Origin of the sequence: Phycicoccus elongatus Lp2, assembly GCF_000367525.1 — a bacterium.
GTDB lineage: Bacteria > Actinomycetota > Actinomycetes > Actinomycetales > Dermatophilaceae > Phycicoccus_A > Phycicoccus_A elongatus.
In genome coordinates, this window is sequence record NZ_HF570956.1 from 2,389,209 (window position 1) to 2,408,809 (window position 19,601).

11 protein-coding genes and 2 pseudogenes are annotated in these 19,601 nt (G+C 68.7%); 5 read left to right on the forward strand and 8 right to left on the reverse strand.

The window, feature by feature from the left end; genetic code table 11:
* The 3 genes and pseudogenes from BN10_RS17420 to BN10_RS11525 all read left to right on the forward strand — a co-directional run.
* Nucleotides 1-990: pseudogene (locus BN10_RS17420) on the forward strand (hypothetical protein); the annotation flags it as partial.
* 160 nt (nt 991-1,150) lie between these two features.
* On the forward strand, nt 1,151-3,082 hold the full coding sequence (locus BN10_RS11520; protein WP_010851421.1) for a dynamin family protein: 1,932 nt from the start codon (nt 1,151-1,153) through the stop codon (nt 3,080-3,082).
* Nucleotides 3,079-4,539 (forward strand): dynamin family protein, encoded by a 1,461-nt coding sequence (locus BN10_RS11525; protein ID WP_010851422.1) that lies wholly within the window; start codon nt 3,079-3,081, stop codon nt 4,537-4,539. Before BN10_RS11520 ends, BN10_RS11525 begins: the two co-directional genes overlap by 4 nt.
* Before the next feature lie 21 nt (nt 4,540-4,560).
* Here BN10_RS11525 and BN10_RS11530 read toward each other — a convergent pair whose 3' ends face one another.
* From BN10_RS11530 to BN10_RS11565, 8 genes are all read right to left on the reverse strand, one after another.
* On the reverse strand, nt 4,561-5,076 hold the full coding sequence (locus tag BN10_RS11530; RefSeq protein ID WP_156917220.1) for a hypothetical protein: 516 nt from the start codon (nt 5,074-5,076) through the stop codon (nt 4,561-4,563).
* Nucleotides 5,077-5,362: 286 nt separating this feature from the next.
* Entirely contained in the window at nt 5,363-6,208 is an 846-nt protein-coding gene (locus BN10_RS11535; protein ID WP_010851424.1) for an IniB N-terminal domain-containing protein, read from the reverse strand.
* A 55-nt stretch (nt 6,209-6,263) separates the two neighbouring features.
* Nucleotides 6,264-8,918, reverse strand: a complete 2,655-nt coding sequence (locus BN10_RS15795; RefSeq protein ID WP_051369685.1) for a LuxR C-terminal-related transcriptional regulator — start codon at nt 8,916-8,918, stop codon at nt 6,264-6,266.
* 40 nt (nt 8,919-8,958) lie between these two features.
* A complete protein-coding gene (locus tag BN10_RS11545) occupies nt 8,959-10,926 on the reverse strand; it encodes an Hsp70 family protein (protein WP_040751600.1) in 1,968 nt (655 codons plus the stop codon).
* 237 nt (nt 10,927-11,163) lie between these two features.
* Nucleotides 11,164-11,787, reverse strand: coding sequence for a M1 family aminopeptidase (locus BN10_RS17830; protein WP_324603527.1), 624 nt, complete (start codon nt 11,785-11,787; stop codon nt 11,164-11,166).
* Nucleotides 11,717-12,484: a gluzincin family metallopeptidase gene (locus tag BN10_RS17835; protein WP_010851428.1), complete on the reverse strand. Its 768-nt coding sequence runs from the start codon at nt 12,482-12,484 to the stop codon at nt 11,717-11,719. The genes BN10_RS17830 and BN10_RS17835 overlap by 71 nt, the downstream gene beginning before the upstream one ends.
* A complete protein-coding gene (locus BN10_RS11560) occupies nt 12,481-16,425 on the reverse strand; it encodes a Pls/PosA family non-ribosomal peptide synthetase (RefSeq protein WP_010851429.1) in 3,945 nt (1,314 codons plus the stop codon). The genes BN10_RS17835 and BN10_RS11560 overlap by 4 nt, the downstream gene beginning before the upstream one ends.
* 82 nt (nt 16,426-16,507) lie before the next feature.
* Nucleotides 16,508-17,191 (reverse strand): 4'-phosphopantetheinyl transferase family protein, encoded by a 684-nt coding sequence (locus BN10_RS11565; protein ID WP_010851430.1) that lies wholly within the window; start codon nt 17,189-17,191, stop codon nt 16,508-16,510.
* Between the two features lie 247 nt (nt 17,192-17,438).
* Between BN10_RS11565 and BN10_RS11570 the strand changes: the two genes are divergently transcribed.
* Both BN10_RS11570 and BN10_RS17425 read left to right on the forward strand, forming a co-directional pair.
* On the forward strand, nt 17,439-18,107 hold the full coding sequence (locus BN10_RS11570) for a hypothetical protein (RefSeq protein ID WP_010851431.1): 669 nt from the start codon (nt 17,439-17,441) through the stop codon (nt 18,105-18,107).
* Between the two features lie 1,231 nt (nt 18,108-19,338).
* Nucleotides 19,339-19,601: pseudogene (locus BN10_RS17425) on the forward strand (site-specific integrase); the annotation flags it as partial.

A 19,601-nucleotide genomic window follows, 5' to 3' on the forward strand; every position in this document is an offset into this window, starting at 1 on the left:
GTCGAGGACTCCTTCAACGACAACTCGAACCAGGGCAACACGACAGTGGGCGACGTCGCCTCTGGCAACGCGGACAACTCTCAGCACAACGGCAACGGCATCGCGAACAACTCCGACAACTCCGACAACTCGGACAACTCCGACAACTCGGTCGAGACGGATGTCGAGGTCGAGGTCGAGGACTCCTTCAACGACAACTCCAATCACTCGAACCAGAACAACGACAACTCCAACCACGACAACGTCACCGTGGGTGACGTCGAGGTCGAGCTCGAGGACTCGTTCAACACCACCGGTTCGTACAACGACCACTCCCGCGCAGCCCAGGACTCCTTCAACATCACCAGCTCGTTCAACAGCCAGACGCTGAACGACAACTCGGTGACGGCCGGCGTCCGCCAGTACAACGCCAACTTCGGCGGCCTCAGCTTCGGCGGCGGCAGCGGCGGCGGCTTCGCCGGCAAGATCGGCGAGTACGAGGTCGAGGAGAACGTCGTCACCGTCGACGCCCGCTACCTGCAGCTCGACCAGTCGGTCAACCAGGCCATCTCGACCGGCGACGGATCGGGCGGCTTCGGGTCGGGCAGCGGCGGAAACGTCAACCAGGTGTTCGGCCAGAACGCGAGCATCGCCTTCGGCGACGGCTCGGTCGCGGGAGGCCGGGACGTCAGCATCGACAACTCGACCACCAGCGTGAACGTCGGGGACGTCTCCTGGGGCAACACCACCATCAACACCGCCTTCGACAACGCGTTCAACGACAACTCCACGAACTGGGACGTCGAGGTCGAGGTCGAGGACTCGTTCAACGACCAGTCGCAGCACACCAACGTTGACGTGGCGCTGAACGACTCCTTCCAGGACAACGACTCCTTCACGGCGGAGGTCGACGCCAACTTCCAGGACCAGTCCTGGACGAACAGCGGCCAGTACTTCGACCAGAACGCCACCCACGGCGGCGAGATCGACATGGACCACTTCGGTATGTGAGTCCGGTTCCCCACCCATCGACGCCCGACCAACCACACGGTTGGTCGGGCGTCGATGACGTGTGCGGGGCCAGGCAGCCGATGGCGGATCGCCCGAAGTGGGCCTTCGTCCCGCGATGCCGTACCGTGGAGAATCGCGAAAGTCCGACGATGGAGTGTCCGTGACCGGGTCAACGAGCAACAGTCGCACGCCAGAGAAGCGGGGCTCCTCCGGACAGGTGGCAGAACGCCCGCCCACCGTTGCGGCAGCAGTGGATGAACACGCGAACAACCAGTTGGCGGAACTGATCGAGACGGTCGCGCGAGCCGCCAGTTCGATGGGGCGCAGCGATCTCGTGCAGCGACTCGACCACACCCACGAACGACTGGTCGACCCCAACGTCCGCGTCATCGTCATCGGTGAGTTCAAGCAGGGCAAGAGCAAACTCGTCAACGCCATCGTCAACGCGCCGGTGTGCCCGATCGACGACGACATCGCAACGAGCGTCCCGACTACGATCGGATATGGCGCCCAACCCGGAGCCTGGGTCATCAAGGTCCGTGAAAACAAGGAATCCCACGACCCAGAGGTCTATCGCGAGGCCATCCCCATCGACTCGCTGGCCCAGTACGTCTCCGAGCTGGGCAACGCGAACAACGAGCAGGGCATCCGGGCCGCCGAGGTCCTACTGCCCCGCGAGATCCTCCGGGGGGGCCTGCGGCTCATCGACTCACCCGGCGTGGGCGGGATGGATTCAGCGCATGCGCTCACCACGCTGTCAGCGCTGGCATCCGCCCATGCGGTGCTCCTCGTCTCGGATGCATCACAGGAGTACACCGAGCCGGAGATGCAGCTCTTCAGGCATGCCATGCGGGTCTCACCCAATGTCGCCGCCGTGCTGGCGAAGACGGATCTCTACCCGGAATGGCGCGCGATCAAGAAGATCGACCGCAACCATCTCAAGGAACTGGGTGAGGTACCGCTGTTCGCTGTCTCGAGCGACCTGCGGCTCCTCGCGGCGACCGAGAACTCAAGCGAACTCAACGACGAATCCGGATTCCCCAAGCTGGTGGCACACCTGCGCGCCGACATCCTGGGACAGGCAGAACTCATCGGCGCTCGCGGCGCCGTCCACGACATCACATTCGTGCTCGATCAGATCACCGTGTCCCTGAGGAGCGAGCTGACGGTGCTGCTGCACCCGGAGGACACGCCGCGGCTGATCACCGAGCTCGAGATCACGAAGGCGAAGCTCGAAGAGTTCCGGAGCCGCTCCTCCCGGTGGAACACGACACTCAACGACGGCATCGCCGATCTGATCGCCGACATGGACTACGACCTGCGCGACCGACTGCGGCGCGTGATGCGCGAGGCCGAGGAGTCCATCGACGAGGGCGACCCCGGGCCGATCTGGGAGCAGATCACCGAATGGGTCGACCAGCGCGTGGCAACAGCCATTTCCGAGACCTTCGTGTGGACCGATGAACGCTCCAGGTGGCTCACCGAAGAAGTGGCGGAGCTCTTCGCGCAGGACCGGAACACGCTGCCGACGATCGAAGTCGCAGGGACCAACGACCTCCTGGACGTCGTCGACCCGCTACCGGCCGTCGGCGACGGAAAACTGGGGGCCGGCGAGAAGATCTACATCGGGGTCAGAGGATCGTATGGCGGGGTCCTGATGATGGGCCTCGCGACCGGCCTCATCGGCCTCCCCCTGATCAACCCGCTCTCCCTGCTGGTGGGTGTCCTCGTGGGCCGACGGGCCTACCGCGAGGACATGGGGAATCGCCTCATGCGCCGCCGGATGGAGGCGAAGGGCATCGTCCGCCGCTACATCGACGAGGTCACCTTCCAGGTCGGGAAGGAACTGCGTGATCGGATGCGGACCGTCCAGCGGACCATCCGTGACCACTTCACGGGGATCGGCGACGAGATGAACCGCTCCCTGGGCGAGGCGTTGCAAGCGGCTCGACAGTCCGCAGACCGCTTCACCGAGGATCGCGACCAGCGCGTCGCCCAACTCCAGGGACAGTTGCGCCAGTTGGAGCAGTGGCGTGGACAGATGCCTGAACTGCCCCCGCCTGCTCCGGTCAAGGAGGTCTCCAGCCGGTGAGCTCCGACGCCCAACACGAGGCCCATGCACTCGTCCGGGAGGCACGAGACCTGTACCTCGCCAGCGACAGCGCAACGCGTCTGCTCGAAGAACTGGAGATGCGCCTCCAAGAACCCCTCCGGCTGGCCATCGCTGGAATCGTCAAGGCGGGCAAGTCGACGCTGCTCAATGCGATGCTGGGGGAGCGGATCGCCCCCACCGACGCCGGGGAGTGCACCCGTGTCGTGACCTGGTACCGGTACGCGGACAGCCCGTCCATCACCCTGCATCCCCACGTCGGCCCGCCTCGCCGGCTTCGCGTGCACCGGGTGGACGGTCAGGTCCAGGTGGACCTCGGGGACCTCTCTGCCGAGGACGTGGAACGGATCGACATCGGCTGGCCATCCCGAGTCCTCAAGTCAGCGATCCTCATCGACACCCCCGGGATCGCCTCCCTCTCGCAGGACGTATCGCTCCGGTCCACGGCGTTCCTGGCCCCGGACCACTCCCCGGGGTCGGCGGATGCGATCGTCTACCTCATCCGACACCTCCATCCGATGGACGTCGGTTTCCTGGAAGCATTTCGCGACACGGCCGCGGGGGCCTCCCGAACGGTCAACGCCGTTGCCGTGCTCTCCCGGGCCGATGAGCTCGGATCCGGCCGCATCGACTCGCTGATCTCGGCAAGGAAGGTCGCCACCCGCTACGAGCGGGACGGTCAGTTCGCGTCCCTGGCGTTGGGCGTCATCCCCGTCGCCGGCCTCGTGGCCGAAGGGGCGCGCACCCTGCGCGAAAGCGAGTTCGCGGCCTTCCGCACCCTGGCAGAACTCGACCGAAACCACCGCGAACGGCTGCTGGTCTCGGCAGACAGGTTCGTCAAACCGGGCGAAGACCAGGTGCTCGACGACGCGGTGCGGGCGCAGCTGTTGTCGCGATTCGGCGTGTTCGGGGTGCGGCTCGCGACGTCACTCATCCGCGCAGGTGTCGAGGACTCGAGCGACCTGGCGGGCCAGATGGTGCAGCAGAGCGGATTGATGGCGCTGCGGGAGTTCATCGAGCGGCACTTCATCCCACGTTCCACGACACTCAAGATCCGGAGTGTGCTGGACGCGCTCGAGCACCTGTTGCGAGAAGAGCCGCAGAGCGGCACGACGTCGGTCCTCGCCGGTATCGAACGGTTGAGACTGACCAACCACAGCCTGCGGGAACTGTCCCTGTTGTCCCAGGCGCAGGCGACGGGTTTGCCGCTGGCGGATGAGGATGCCGTGGCAGCGGTGCGGATCGTCGGTGGTCAGGGGACGGATGCCGCCGTCCGGATGGACATGGTCGACGCGACCCCGGACGCCATCGGGGAGCGGGTCAACGCCGACCTGGCCCACTGGCGCACCCTGATGAACGCCCCCTTGACCGGGAGACCCGCGATCGAGGTGTGCAAGGTCGTCATCCGCAGCCTGGAGGAGATCGCGTCCCAGACCTGAGGCGGCCCCAGACCTGAGGCGTCAGTGCATCATGCCGCCAGAGGTGAGCGTCCCGCGCCGCACGTCCTGCTGTTGCGCCGTCCAGGCCAAGGCCTTGGGCAGAACACTCACCAGGAGCGCCAGCAGCACGAGGGCCATCTGGCCGAGCAGCAACTGCCGCAGCAGGACGCCGTCCTCGCCCCTGGCGGCCAGTTCAAGCGCCACCGGATACAACACGACCTGGGTGATCAGGGTCGCGAGCTGCCACCACCGGATGCCTTCCTTCCGGTTCATGAATGACACGAGCAGCGTGATCTGGGTGGCGAGGACGGAGATGACGATGACGAACACGGACCAGAAGACGATGTTCGCCGCGGAATCGTAGGTTGCGTCCTCGCGGGTCGAGTTCACGCTGCGGATCGCATCGGCGATGAGTGGCAGCTGCTCTGGACGGATGATGAAGAAGTAGACGATCCCGACCGTTCCGGCCGCGAAGCTCAGTGCCCACAGCAGCTGGCTCAGACGAACCGGCAGCGGAGGAGTGCGCTTGACGAGCACCGGAGGGAGGTTCGCGCTTGCCGTCGGGGGCCGCCCGGGCGCGGACTTGTCCGGTGGTGGGGCAACGGTGCCACCGCCGGACACCGGTCGGGTCCCTGTCGGCTTCGGCTCGACCGCCTGGCCGGGCCCTGCGGCGGTCTCAACCGGCGCCGGCAGCATCTCTGTCGGCGCCGCCTCGATTGTCTGGCGCGGCGATGACGGCTCCGAGGGCGGTGGGGGACCGCCTGCATCCGAGTGGTTGTCGGTACGTCTTCTGTGGCGCGCCATGCTGGCAGCGAAGCCCCTTCTACTGCTGGTCGTCCTCGACGAAGTCCAACGGTGTCAGAGCAGCATCGTCGATCTCGGTGTAACTGTCGTAGAGCGCAGGCGCGCTGTCGCCACCTCCGGCGTTGTTGATGTCCACGGACTGATCCGCCTGGAAAGAGCTGCCGCTGATCTCGCCGTCGTTGAGGAGGACGACGCTCGTGTCGACCACGTTGGACGTGCTCTGGAACGAGTCGGTGATCTCGGCGTTGACGTCGACAGTGCTGGACGAGTCGTTGAAGGAACCGTCGGCCTGGGCGTCCAACTGGACGTTGGTCGAGGAGTCGTTGAACGAATCGGTGACCGTCGTGTTCGTCTCGGTGTTGCCGATGGCGATGTCACCCGCCGTCACATCGGTCTGGGAGTTGTCGAGCCAGGCGTTGTTCCCGGCAGCCACGGACTCGTCGCCCACGGCGAGCACGGCCTTCTGGTCGAAGTACTGCGTGACATCACCCTTCGCCCAGATGTTCTGGTTGACCGACTGGTCCACGATCGTCGTGCGATTGTCAATGTGGAACTTGTTCGCGATGGTGCTGATCTCCCTGATGACGGGGGGCTCAGGATGGGGTGACGGGGGATAGACCGGGTGCGTGGGTCCGGGCCCGGGGCCGGGGTGGCTCGGGCCCTGTGGCCGAAGCGAGACGGAGGGATGGTCCACGACGACCGGTGCGACGGCACGGACGTCATCCGCGCCGATGTCGCCCAGCCCACGGCTGTCGAGGACCTTCTGCGGATCCGCCTTGAACTCGGCAACCGCCGCAGGATCTCGCAGGAGGCTCAAGATGAACTCGATCAGCGCATCTGCGACCGTCGCCAAAGGGGTGGCCATGGTTAACTCCTTGGTTCTTGAATACTCGGTGACAAGGCTATAGGGGGTCTGGGCGTCATGCCATCGGGGTCTTGCCCGATGCCTGGGGGTGGGGGGACGGGTGATTGCCATCGGACCCCGGTACGAGGTTCGGTCCCTCGCCATTGTGGCCGGAGTGTTCCGAGACCACGATGCGCAGTTTCGCGACGAGGTCGGACCGCGATGTCGCACTCAGTCGCCGCCTGATGCGGGCAACATGGTGCTCCACCGTGCGTGGTGAGATGTAGATGGTGTCGCCGATCTCGGCGTAGGTCTTTCCCTGCAGGATGAGGTGGGCCACATCGAGTTCCCGCCGACTGAGCGAGACCTGCGGCTGTTTCGCAGCAGCTGCCGTCGAGGTGTTCTCGTCCGGCGTCGCTGAGGGCGCTGATGCGGGCGCAATCGGCGGCGGTGCCGACTGCTCCTGTGGGTGCAGGTCACGGGCACAGGCCAGCAGGCGGGCGGCATCCTTGCGGTCGTTCGTCCGCCGCGCCGCGTGACTTGCCATCCGTGCCCCGTCCCAGGCCAGCCCCACGGTGCCCAGCTCGCGTGCGACTGCCTCCACGGCATCCGTGTCGACCGAGCCACTCAGCACCGAGACCCAGACACGTCCCGCGTCCGCCATCTTCCTGGCGACGGGGCTTGCCCCCGACATCGCGACGAGTGCCCGTGCGTGGGGGGCGATCGTCTCCGGTGCGTTGAGGAGGATGCCCTGTTGGATGCCGGCCCACCTCAGGTGCGCGGACCACAGCGGCGGCTCCCCCAGTCGGTCAAGGATGTCGAGTCCCCTCGCGAGATGGACGGCGAGGGTGTCGGAGTCCCCGAGCCTCGATGCGCTGTCGATGAGGGTGCCGAGTGGGAGGAGGGTGTAGAGGTCCATCTCCACGTGGTGCGTGCTCTCACGGCCCGCGTCCCAGGCTGCTTGGAGTGTCGGCAGGTCCCGGTAGCGACGAGCCAGCTGGATGATCACCACCTGGCGCAGGAACTCGTCCCGCGGGGAACCTCGGCCGGGCAGCCGTTCGGACCGTTCCAGCGCCTGCCGCGCCCGGGCCGGGTCCTCCGACTGGGTCGCCAGCCATGCCTGCCACAACAGCAGCCGCCGGCGGGCCCAGATGCCTCCTTGTCCGTCCTCCACCGCCGAGCCGATGATCTGGGCGGCCGTGGTGAGGTCGCCGGCGCCGACGGCGACGATCGTGCCGATGACAGCGGGCAGCTCGGACATGGGCCCGACGACGCCCGCGGAGGTGTAGAGCTCGGATGCCTGGACCAGGTCGCTCAGTGCCGCCTGCGCGGCATCCCGCTCCAGCGACGCCCGTAGCCCGTGGTCGAGGGATCGCATCGCCGTGCCGAGAGTGGTCGGTGACGTGAGCGCCTCGGGTGTGCCGTGTGTCGGTTCAGGTGACCAGGTGAGCTGCGGGGTCGCTCCGGCGCCGGCATGAGCCACCTGCGCCTGGACCGCCGCGGCCTGGCCCGTTCGGGGGTTGCTGGCGTAGAGCTCGCTGGCGGTCGTCATCATGCCCCGCGCAGCCCAGATGGCGGCGGCGGCGCCCAGGACGTCATCACGGTCCCTGGTCTCGGGTTCGACGAGCAGCCCGTCGATGATGCGCGCAGCTGTGTCCAACTCGCCCGCACTCCATGCCGCCAGTGCTTCGCGAAGTGCCAACGCGGGCCCGTCGCTCCCGAGCGCTGCAGCGGCTCGGTACATCTCCCCGGCGCTTCGGGGGTCACTGTCCAGGAGCGCGTCCGCGCATGCCGCGAGGGCGGCGCCGAGCGGATCGCCGCCGATCGCTCCGAGTCGCAGCCGGAGTTCCGGGTCCTGTACGAGGTCGCCGGCGATACCGGCCGGCGTGCCGTCTCCGCTGGCCGTGCCCAGCTCGACCAGCCGAGGTGTGGAGATCGACCGGCGTGCAGCGGACCGGACGAGAGGAGGCAAGATCCCGTCGCGCAGGGCCAGCCCTTCCGCGAATGCGGCGGAAACGTGCTCACGGCTCGAGCCGGGATCGCGCCGCACGGCCTGCCAGTCCCAGGTACCCAGGCTGAGTCTCTCGATCATGGCGCGCACGGGCTCGTCGACCAGACTCAACCGATGGTTGATCCGAACGGCGATGGAGTGCATCAACTCGTCGTGGTCGATGTGGCTCCCGCAGCTGTGGTGCCCGTAGGCGATCAGTGACTGCGTCATGAGCCACGCGATGCCTCCGGTGCCGCGGAGCAACGAGTCGACGCATTGATCGGTGATCGCCAGGCCTTGGGAGTGGATGTATGCCGTCACCGCCGAACGCGCCACCTCCTCCAGGACGATGGTCGGTCTCGTGCTTTCCAGCGAGCGCAGGATCTCGACGATCCCGGGTGGCGTGGGCCAGGGACGGGTTGCGACCAGGAGACCCGCCTGCTGGTCGAAGGCCCTCGCCGACAGGGCATCGAGTTGGCTCTCCTCGAGCAGGTGGAGGTCATCCGCGATCACGACGTGCTCGCGGGGCACCCCGTCGATGACCGTCGTGCTCTCCAGGGTCGTCGTCCGCACGCCTTGACGCTGCAGGCGCTGCTCGATCGTGCGCAGCAACGTCGTCTTGCCGGAGCCGCCCGGTCCGACGACGGCGACGCGGGATTCGAGCGTGTCGTCCTTGCCGTCAGCGAACCGGCGGCACTCCTGATATGCCCCGGTGAAGTGCCGAGGGAGTACCTGACTCATGTGACCTGACTCATGTGACCCGCTGGGCGCGAGTCCCGGGTCAGGCTCCCTCGGGGATCTGCGGCGGTTCCGGATCCGACGCCGGAGGCGGGTCAGAGGCCGGGGGGTCCTGCTGTGCCGGCGGCTCACTCGACGGCGCAGGGGGATCGGTCGTCGGCGCAGGAGGCTCCGGAGCGGATGTCGTCGGTGGTGGCTCGGGCGACGGCTCCGTCGTGGGCGGCTGGGTCGGAGGCGATGTCGTCGGCGTCGTCGGTGTCGGGGACGACGGCTTCGTGCTGGTCGACGGAGAGGTGGACGGCTTGGACGTGGCGGAGGGCTTCGTGCTGGCCGACGGACTGCTGGCGCCGGTCGAGGCGACTCCGGACGGGACCGAGCGCAGAGTGTTCGTCGAGGTCGTGGGACGCGCCCGCACGCTCCCGGCTGCACTGGTGTTCTGTGCGCGTGGCGCGGTCCTGGTGAATGCCTGGGTCAGAGGCGGCTTCTTCTTGTCCGGCTTCAGGACCGCCTCTGGGATCCGGTCCGGGTCGTCCAGCGCGGCGATGAGCCCCAACGGGTCCTTGTCCGCCTTCGCGGCGACGGTCATCATGATGTCATCGCCCAACGGCGTCGACAGTTGCAGGACCTCGCTCGACTCCTCTTTCTCATCGGCGGCGTCACTGAGTGCGGAGGTCAGCGAGTAACTCAACGAGCCACCCGTCAGGACCGTCGCGACCGCGACCAGGGCACCCATCGAGCGAACGTGGGACCACTTGCTGCGGCGCCGGCGTCCGTGATTGCTCGGAAAGCTGCCGCTGCTGCTGGTGACAGCTGCGTGCTCTTCGGTCGCGCTCTCCCCGCCGGCCCGGGTGCCCGGCTGCAGGTCATCGACCGCGCCACCCTTCGGCTCGTCGACCGATACCTCCTGCCCGTGTGCTGGGAGGGCTTTGCCCCGTCGTGACCAGCCGACGCGTGCCGCCCCCAAGGCGGCCACGGAGCGGGCGTGTGGATCCAGCACCATCGGCCGGTCGAACTGTTCGGAGAGGTGCTGCGCCACCCTGGGGGTGCGGGAGGCGCCCCCCACCAGGAGGATGGCGTCGACCTCATCCATGGAGGTGCCCGAATCCTCCAGCAGGTCTTCCAGGGCGTCGCAGGTTCGCTCGATCTGTTGGTCGATCATGCCCTCGAACTCGGACCGGGTCAGTCGGACCGTGGTCTGGCGACCGAGCGCTGCCAACGGGATGACGACCTCTGGGTCGAATGACAACTCTTCCCTGGCCGCAGCGCATTCCTGACGCAACTGTGCCAGGCCCCGGCGGATCTCATCGGGCTCGGCGCCGTGGTCCTCCGGCGGCGCAACGTCCAGGACGTGCGCGAGCACGGCATCGTCGAAGCAACTCCCGCCCACGTCGCTCATGGTGAGTGGCTCCCCGACGACCACCCAGTCGCCCTCCGCTCCCTTGCGCAGCAGCGTCACGTCCAGGGCGGCGGCGCCCAGATCGTACATGAGGAGTGCCTGACCGGGCTCGAAGCCGCGGGCGGCATCGTGGTGACGTGCCGCTGCCTCGGGCTCCGGGACCATCTCGATCCGGGGGATGCCGCGCGCCGCGAGCGCGGAGCGCACGACGTCACGCCGGTACGGGCCCCAACTCGTCGGATGGGTGAGTGCCAAGCCGAGCGGTGCGGCCCCTTCGGACGCCGTCACGGTCTCCACGACGGATGCGATGGCGCCGGCCAGCACCTCGTCCGGGCGCACCCGGTGCCCGCCGACGAACAGGGGGAGGTCGTCCCCCACGGAGCACCGGTACTCGCGGATGAGCCGCTCCGGCTCCAGGATGCCGCTCTCCCGGGCTCTCTGCCCGTACTGCAGGCTGCCGTCCGGTGTCACGAACGCCAGTGCGGGAGCGCCGCCGCCTTCGTCGCCGAGGGGCGCGTCGACGCAGAGCAGGTCCCCGTCGAGGGTCTCTCGCGCAGTGGCGGCATGGACCTCGGTGGTACCGACGTCGATGCCCAAGAAGTAGCCCCCGGTCATCACTGCGATCCCCTTCGTGTTCGGAGTCGGCTCGCCATGAGGCAGCCACTTCGTTCGACTACATGTGTTGTCAAACAAGGATGGTCGCACACATTGTGCTGAACGACACCTAGTGTGACAGTTCTTGGGAGAGATCGCAATGAGAGGTGGGGAGGGCCTGCTCAGAGGCTGCCAGCAGGGACGTCAGTCGTCACGATCCCGCTCGGGGCGGGGGCCGCTCGGGCTGTGCCGTGCGGCTCAGATGGCAGGAATCGGGGGGAGCGCAGGGGAGCGCAGCCAGGGATCCAGCACCGTCCGGCGCACCTGTTCACCCCCGGTCGGTCCCAGGACCCTGCAGATGGCTTTCTCGAGGTCCGACGTGGACACGACGCGGTGCCGGTGGTCGGCGACGAAGCCGCGGAGCACGGCGAAGAAGGCCTCGTCCCCGATCGCACCCCTGAGCGCGTGCAGGGTCAGTGCGCCCCGCTTGTACACGCGGTCGTCGAACATGTTCTTTGGCCCGGGGTCACACAACAGCAGGTCCTGGGATTGTGCGGCAAGCCCCTGGTGGTGCCGAGCGGCCTGCTCCTGGGTGGAGTCGAGGCCCACCTCTTGCGACCACAGCCACTCCGCGTAGCAGGCGAATCCCTCGTGCAACCAGATGTCCCGCCACTGCGCGGCCGTGAGGCAGTTGCCGAACCACTGGTGGGCGAGTTCGTGGGCGATGAGGCGCTGGTTCTCCCAGTCCCGGGTCGCGTGGTTGGACCCGAAGGTCGACAGGGTCGCGGACTCGAGGGGGATCTCCAACGCATCATCCGTGACGACGACGTCGTAGGAGGCGTACGGGTAGGGGCCGAAACAGTCGACGAAGAACGCCATCATCCGTCCGTGGTCGGCGAATGCTGACGTCACCGCGTCCTGCAACCGGGCGGGATGGATGAGGCGACCGGGAACCACGGAATCGAGCTGAGTGACGACATAACGTCCGATCTGGAGGGTCGCCAGGTAGGGCGAGACCGGGTCGTCGAGGACGTAGGTCCACCGTTGTCGCCGCCCGACCGGCCCGCCGCCCCGTCAGGACGCCGTTGGCGACCACCGTGTACGCCGTCCTCGTCGTCACGCCGATGCGGTAGCGGGCCTTGTCCGCGGCCCGGTCGTTGCACGGGAACCAGGTCGGTGCCCCGTGTGGCTGGGCCGCGACGATGACCCCGTCGTCGAGCTCCTCCCACCCTGCCCGCCCGTCCGGGCCCGGCATCGTGCCCGGCGAGCCCTTGTAGTCGACCGAGACCACGAGGGTGCTGCCCGCGGCCAGCGGGCCGCCCAGGCGCAGCGTGAGCCGGGACTTCTGGTGGATCCACCGATTGAGGACTGCGCCGGCGACCGAGACGCGCAACACCTTGAGCCCGTGCAGGTCGAGGACGAGCTGGGCCGTCTCCGCGAGGGTGCGGATGTCCAGGACGGCCCGGGCCTGCAGGTGGTTCCCGGCCGGGTCGTAGGTGAGATCGAGGTCGTAGTGGGACACGGAGTAGCGCAAGTCCCCGTGGCCCACCAGGTACGGGTCGGCGACGTCCGGTCTCACGCCTCGCCCACCCACGGGCCGACGGGATTGCCGATCCACCGCGTCCGGTCCGGTACCGACTCGCCCCTCATGACGAGGGAGACGGGACCGACGGTGGCGTGCTTGCCGATCCGGGCTGCGGGCAGCACGACCGAGTTCGGACCGAGGGTTCCGCCCAGGCCGACGGTGACGGTATCGAGGGACATGACCCGATCGTGGAACAAATGGGTCTGCACGACGCACCCGGCGCCGATCGTGGCGCCGTCACGTAGGTCGATGAGGTCGTGTTCGGGTAGCCAGTAGCTCTCGCACCAGACCCCGTGACCGACCTTCGCCCCGAGTGAGCGCAGCCACCAGTTGAGCGCGACGGTGCCCACGGCGGCGCGAGCGAACCAAGCCGCAGCCAGGATCTCGACGAATGCATCGGCCAACTCGTTGCGCCAGATGAAAGAGCTCCACAACGGATGCTCCGAAGGGCGGATCCGCCCGACGAGGATCCACTTGGCGAGGGTGGCGATCCCGGTGGCGACGGCCCCGGCAACGTGCAGGATGATTCCGCCCAGGAGCAGGGCGAGCCACGGCGATGCCTGCCACAGCAGGAGCAGGGTGGCGGCGACGACCAGAACGAGGGCGATGTGCAGCCACAGTGCGACCAGACGGCAACACTCGACCAGGGCGCGAGCCACCTTGAGCCGGGTCGGTGGTCGGGTCGTGCGGGCCGTGTCGATCGGGGCTGCCTCACGTCGCAGCGGGCGCGGCGGGCTGCCGATGTAGGACGCGCCGACCTTGGCCTTGTGCTTGCGGGGGGCGGCCGAGAGCACCGCGACCAGACCCTTGCGGGGGACCTTGTGTCCCGGCCCGGCCATGCCCGAGTTGCCGACGAAGGCTCCCTTGCCGACCCGGGTGCGCTCCAGACGCATCCACCCCCCACCGAGCTCGTAGCCGCCGACGAAGGTGTCATCGGCCAGGAAGGCCTGCGCGCCGACGCTGGTGAATCCGGGGATGAGGAGCACCGTGGAGGCCTCGACGCCGCGCCCGATGTCGGCGCCCAGTGCCCGCAACCATCCGGGGGTGAGGGTGCTCGCGTACAGCGGGTAGAGCCAGGTGCGCGCCTCGTCCAGGACCCGCAAGGTCGTCCACGCCTGCCATGCCTGCCGGCCGCGCACCGGGTGCAGGCCCGGGCCGAGCCGGATCGACATGACCCGGACGACGAGCAGGACGAGCAGGGCCAGGGCGACGAAGGCGACGATCCCGGCCAGCGGGACCCACGGCAAGGCCCGCCACAGGGCCTGCGCGGTCGACGTGGTTCCCCGCAGCGCGGGAACAGCGAACGCCGCACCGGCGACCATTGCCAGCAGCGGCAGCAGGGCGAGCCCGGTGGCCGAGGCGGCATACGCGAACAACCACGCCCGGCCCCGCGGTGGTTCGGCGTCCCACCACGGTCCTCGGGCGACTCCCGCCGGCTCGGCCGGGGCGCCGGACCAGGCCTCACCGTCCGGGACGGTGCCGAACACCGCGGAGCCGGGTGCGACCTCGGCCCCGACACCGACGTCGGCGCCGGGCAGCAGTGTGGATCGGGCGCCGATTCGGGCTCCGTCCCGCACCCGGACCATTCCCAGGTGCAGGATGCCTCCGTCGATCCAGTGCCCGCGCAGGTCGACCTCCGGCTCGACGGCGGCACGGGCGCCGAGCCGGAGCATGCCGGTGACCGGTGGGAGGGAGTGCAGATCGACGCCGGGCCCGAGGCGGCATCCGAGCAGTCGCGCATGGAGGGTGATGAAGGGGGAGGAGGACAGGTTCGTCGCCCCGAGCTCGTCGACGAGACGCTCGGCCAGCCACACCCGCAGGTGGACCTTGCCGCCGCGAGGGTACTCGCCAGGCCGGATGCCGGCCATCACGACCCGGGCGCCGCTGGCGGCCAACAGGATCCGGCCGAGCGGGAGGATGAGCAGTGCCCAACCGGCCACCAGGGCCCACGTCGGGGGCCGGGGCAACCAGGGGAGCCCGAGGACGGCCCGGGCCGCTGCGCACACCAGGCCGATCCAGACGAGCCAGCGCAGGGCACCGATGGAGCGGAGCGCCGCGTTTCCAGCGAGCTGGGCGGCCTGGGTCCGCTTCGGCACCGGGTGGACCGGGTCATTCGTCCGGCCGCGGGGGGCTGTGAGCTGGTCGAGGAACGGGGTGAGCCCTGCCGGTGTCGGATTGGTGTAGACATCGGCGATGGTCACCTCGGGGAAGCGTTCCCGGAGCAGCGTGACCAGCTGGGCAGCGGCCAGGCTGCCGCCGCCGACGTCGAAGAAGTCCTCGTCCGGCCCGCCCGGCGGGCTGCCGAGGATCTGCTCCCACACGTGGCCCACCCATGCCGGGGTGCTCGCCAGGTCAGCGGTGACCTGCCCTGACCCGGCCCGCTGCGGGAGCGGCCAGGGCAGCGCGTCCCGGTCGATCTTCCCGGAGGTGCGGGTGGGCAGTGTCTCCACGACGGCCAGACGTGGGACGAGCGCCGCCGGCATCGTCGCGCGAAGGTGCTCGGTAGCAGCCTTGGTGTCGAAGCCGTCGCGGGATGCCGCCGGGGCCACGGTGACATACCCGACCAGGAGGGTGTTGCCGGCCTCGGTCCGCCGCACCGCGGCTGCGGCGCCCTCCACCCCGGGGAGGGACAGGAGGGCGGAGTCGATCTCCCCGAGCTCGATCCGGCGCCCGCCGACCTTGACCTGGTCGTCGGCGCGGCCCTGGAAGAGCAGGCCCGCGCCATCGAAACGGACGAGGTCGCCCGAGCGGTAGGCCCGGTGCCAGCCCAGTGTGGGGATCGGGGCGTACACCTCGGCATCCTTGACCGGGTCGAGGTAGCGGGCCAGGCCGACCCCGCCGATGATGAGCTCACCGACCTCACCGGCAGGCACTGGCTCGCCGGCCCCGTCGACGACGGCCAGGTCCCAGCCGGCCAGCGGCAACCCGATCCGCACCGGCTCGCCGGTGACCATCCGGGCCCCGCAGGCGACGACCGTGGCCTCGGTCGGGCCGTAGGTGTTCCACACCTCACGATCCGCGGTGACGAGCCGGGCGACGAGCTCCGGCGGGGCGGCCTCACCGCCGAGGATGAGCAGTCGCACCCGGTCCAGGGCGGGCATCGGCCACAACGCGACAAGGGTGGGTACCGTCGAGACGACGGTCACCTCGTTGGCCACCAGCCACGGGCCGAGGTCGACGCCGGAGCGAACGAGGCTTCTCGGGGCCGGGACCAGACAGGCGCCGTGCCGCCAGGCGAGCCACATCTCCTCGCAGCTGGCGTCGAAGGCGACCGACAGCCCCGCCATCACCCGGTCGTGCGGACCGATGGGGCGATCCTGGAGGAACATGCCTGCCTCGGCGTCGACGAAGGCGGCAGCGCTGCGATGGGTGACGACGACACCCTTCGGGGTGCCGGTCGACCCGGAGGTGAAGATGATCCACGCATCGTCGTCCGGAGTCGGGTCCGCGAGCAGCGCGGCATCCGGCCGGTCCGCGGCATCCGCGAGGGTATCGGCTCCGGTCGGGTGCTGCTCCGCGGGTGCCGCGCTCCGGATCACGAGGTCCTTCGTGACGATCGCCGCGACGCCCGCCTCGGCGAAGACGATCCGGGCGCGTTCGTCGGGGTCGTCATGGTCCACCGGCACATAGGCCGCTCCGGCCACCAGGATGCCCAGGATCGCCACGTAGAGGTCGACGCTGCCGCTGGGGATCCGGACGCCGACGGTGTCCCCGAGTTCGACCCCGGCCTCGCGAAGGGCCCGGGCCACGTCCTCCGCGGCGTCGAGGAGTTCGTCGTAACTGAGTACCTCGGTGCCGTTGTCGATGGCGGGCGACTCACCATGGGCGGCGACCGTCGCCCTCAGGATGTCGACGAGGGTCCGCTCCGGTGGGCGCCGGTCCCCCGCGCGCAGGGGGTCCTGCGCGGCCGGGTCGGTAGGCGAGTCGACGCGCACAGCGTCAGCATAGGGAGAAGTCGGACCCGGGATGCCGGGGACGCCCCGCTGCGAAGTGGGTTGAGTGGGCGCAGCCGCCCACTCAATAGGAGGTGTCGAAGAACTCCCGCGCGGTGAGCTCGAGGAGCTGCACCGGCTCGTCGGTGAGGATTGCGACGGATCCGACGTGGGCGCGACGTGGGCACTGGTCGTACAGGCGGCATCCGAGTGCTTCCCCGCGATAGGAGACCAGTCGGGGCGCCTCGTCCGGTCCGCTCACCCGCACCTGGTCCAGGGGGACCCGCAGGCCTTCCCCCGTCGCCTTCAGGACGGCTTCGACCCGGGCCCACGTCGTGAGGAACTCCTCTGCGCTGCGGATGTGTGGGGCGGTGGCCGCGAAGAGGGTGCGCATCGCGTCGGTGACCTCGGTGGCGCGGTTCTCGATGTCGACCCCGACCGGCGCCGAACGGGTGACCGCGACCTGGACGAGGTCACCCGCGTGGCTGATCGACACGTGGAGCCCTGATCCCGGGACGACGGGTCGGCCGTGCCACGTGGTGCAGTCAGGGCAGGTCCGGTCCATCGGAACGTCCTCGGGGGGCAGGCCCGTCAGGGTCGACACGACCCGTCTCAGCAGTGCTGCACCGGCGATGAACCGCGCCCGGTCCTCGTCGCGACCCAGGACGGTGAGTCGTGCGCGCTCGCGACCGTCGAGCAGCCGCTCGCCGTCGCGTGCCATCGAGGCGACCTCGCCCGTGACGACCAGGCAGGTGAACGCCAGGTCCATGACGGTCCACTCCTCGACTCCGGCGCAACGAGATGGCCTCGAGCGCGCATCCGGACCCCGACGGGGACGGTTCCGTGCACGGAACAAGATCATGACCGAGTGTGTGTCGGGGATGATATCTCAGGAATGGTATGTGAGGGGTTTTCGACTCTGGACAGCACCGCTGGCCGGGTGTACCGATGAGAGGGCGAGAACAGCCAGCCGGAAGCCGCGGGGCAGTTCGGCCAGGACGCGAGGCGGTGTGGACATGCCATCGGTCGAGAAGAACACCACTGCAACGCACTCCCGAATCGGTGCCGCGGTCCTGGTGGTGGGATCCCTGTTGGGTGTTGCGGCCACGATCATCCAACCGACGGTGTCGGAGAAGGCCGCCGACCAGGCGGCCGCTGCGGTCGCGCACAGCGGTGCGCTCGTGACCGGTGCCGCGCTCAACGGGGTCGCCGTCGTGATGATGGCGGGCGGGTTGGTGTGGCTGGCCTGGGCCACCTACCGGGCGTCGCCGTGGTTGGCCTTCATCGGTGGCGGCCTCGGTGTGATCGGCCTGTTCGCGGTGATGGTCGACAACGGGTTCAACATCGCCGGCGCCTCGCTGGCGGACGGGCTGGAGCTGGCGGAGGCCACCGAACTCCTGGGCCGCATCTTCGCCGGTGGCAACACTGCAGTCGGGATGATCTCGGGCCTGCACGCCGTCGGGATCATCCTGCTCGGCGTGGCGGCGATGCGCGCTGGGGTCCAGTCATGGGCCGCTTGGGCCATGATCGCGGGCGCCATCGTCGACCTTGCCGGGTTCATCGCTGGGCAGCACTACGTGGCGGCGGCTGGGTTCGCAGTGATGACGCTCGGGTTCGTCGGTGCGGTGCGCGCATCGCTGGGTCGGGAGCCGGTGACGAAGGTGCAGCCCAGCCGTGCCATGTAGGGGTCCCGTACCACCCCCAGCAGGGGTGGTCCGGGAGCAGCGTCGACAGATCGCCGGCGCGGCAACGCGGGCAGGTCCGCCAGGCGTGGGCCAGTGGGATCGCGCGGCGGCGTGAGGACAAGCGGCTCCTTCGGAACCGGCACCGGCACCGGGCGAGCGATCGGATGCCGATGACGTGTCACCTCGACGCTCTCCCCAGACATCATGTCCACCCTTCTCGTGACCGGCGCCATCATGCCCTGAAGATGCCCGATGGCCGAAGGCGGCATCCACGTGGCCGGCGCCTCGCTGGCCCGACCGCACAGCAATCCGACGTCGAGGAGCCCAGAGTACGGCGTGTTGCGCGCGACTCGCCGAAATCCAGAACCGTTTGCTGTGCGGCGTGACCGTCGAACGCCCCGAATGCCGCAGTGGATCAGGCCGACCACGCAGGACCGGGCCGACCACGCAGGACCGGGCCGACCACGCAGGACCGGGCCGACCACGCAGGACCATGCCGACCACGCAGGACCATGCCGACCACGCAGGACCATGCCGACTCCACTGGGCAACAAGGCGAACCGACACGCACGTGGCGAGCTACTCACGCTGGGATGCCGTCCAGCTCCCGTCAGCCGTGGCGCCGCCTCGTGATCGCCGCGCTCCTGGACCGCCCCCATGGGTTGGTCCCGTTCGGGGACGATGGCAGGTGCGCGCCGGTGTTGCTGCCGGCTGTTGTTGAAGTCCCGTCGGTTCGCAGTTGCCACGGTGTCGAGGTCGGGCCTCACACACTGCACCTATCGAGGCATCGGTTCCGCCGGGCCTACGGTCGGCGTACTGACGAACCAGGTCGGCCATGCGGCGCAGGTCAGCATCGACCGGGCCGACGAGCTGGTGGAGACGCTCCTTCGTGGTCACGACACCAGAATGCCGGGCGGCGATTCGAGGCGTGGCCAGCCGGCTCGGTGACAGTCTCGAATGACACCCCAACTACTGTCCTTTGCTGCTGTGCTGGCCATGACGAAGGCCTGAGCCGGGTGAAGGCAGGCCGCTGACCTGCGAAAACATGGTCGGGGTGACAGGATTTGAACTGTTCACGCGCCTACTTGGCTGTAGTGCTTCGACCTGCACCGTAGGCATCTGACCTGCGGTGATCTAGAATCTAGCGCGTGAGAGGACAGGGCACAAGCGGACACGAAATGTCCCCAGTTATGCCCCAGTTGTGTCCACTCGTGTCCGCTGGTGGCACGCGATGACGAGGGCGAAGCGGGACTTCGGGACCATCCGCAAGCGAGCCAATGGTCGCTGGCAGGCCTACTACATGGGTCCGGACCAAGCCTTCCACCGTGCTCCGTCGACCTTCGACGCCAAGGTCGACGCAGAGGCGTGGCTTGCGGCCGAGCGCCGGCTCATGCAGAACGACGAGTGGTCGCCGAGCAAGTCGCGGCGGGCGAAGGTCGTGCGGTCGACGGAGATGTTCGGGCCGTATGCCGAGGCGTGGCTCGAGCAGCGGGA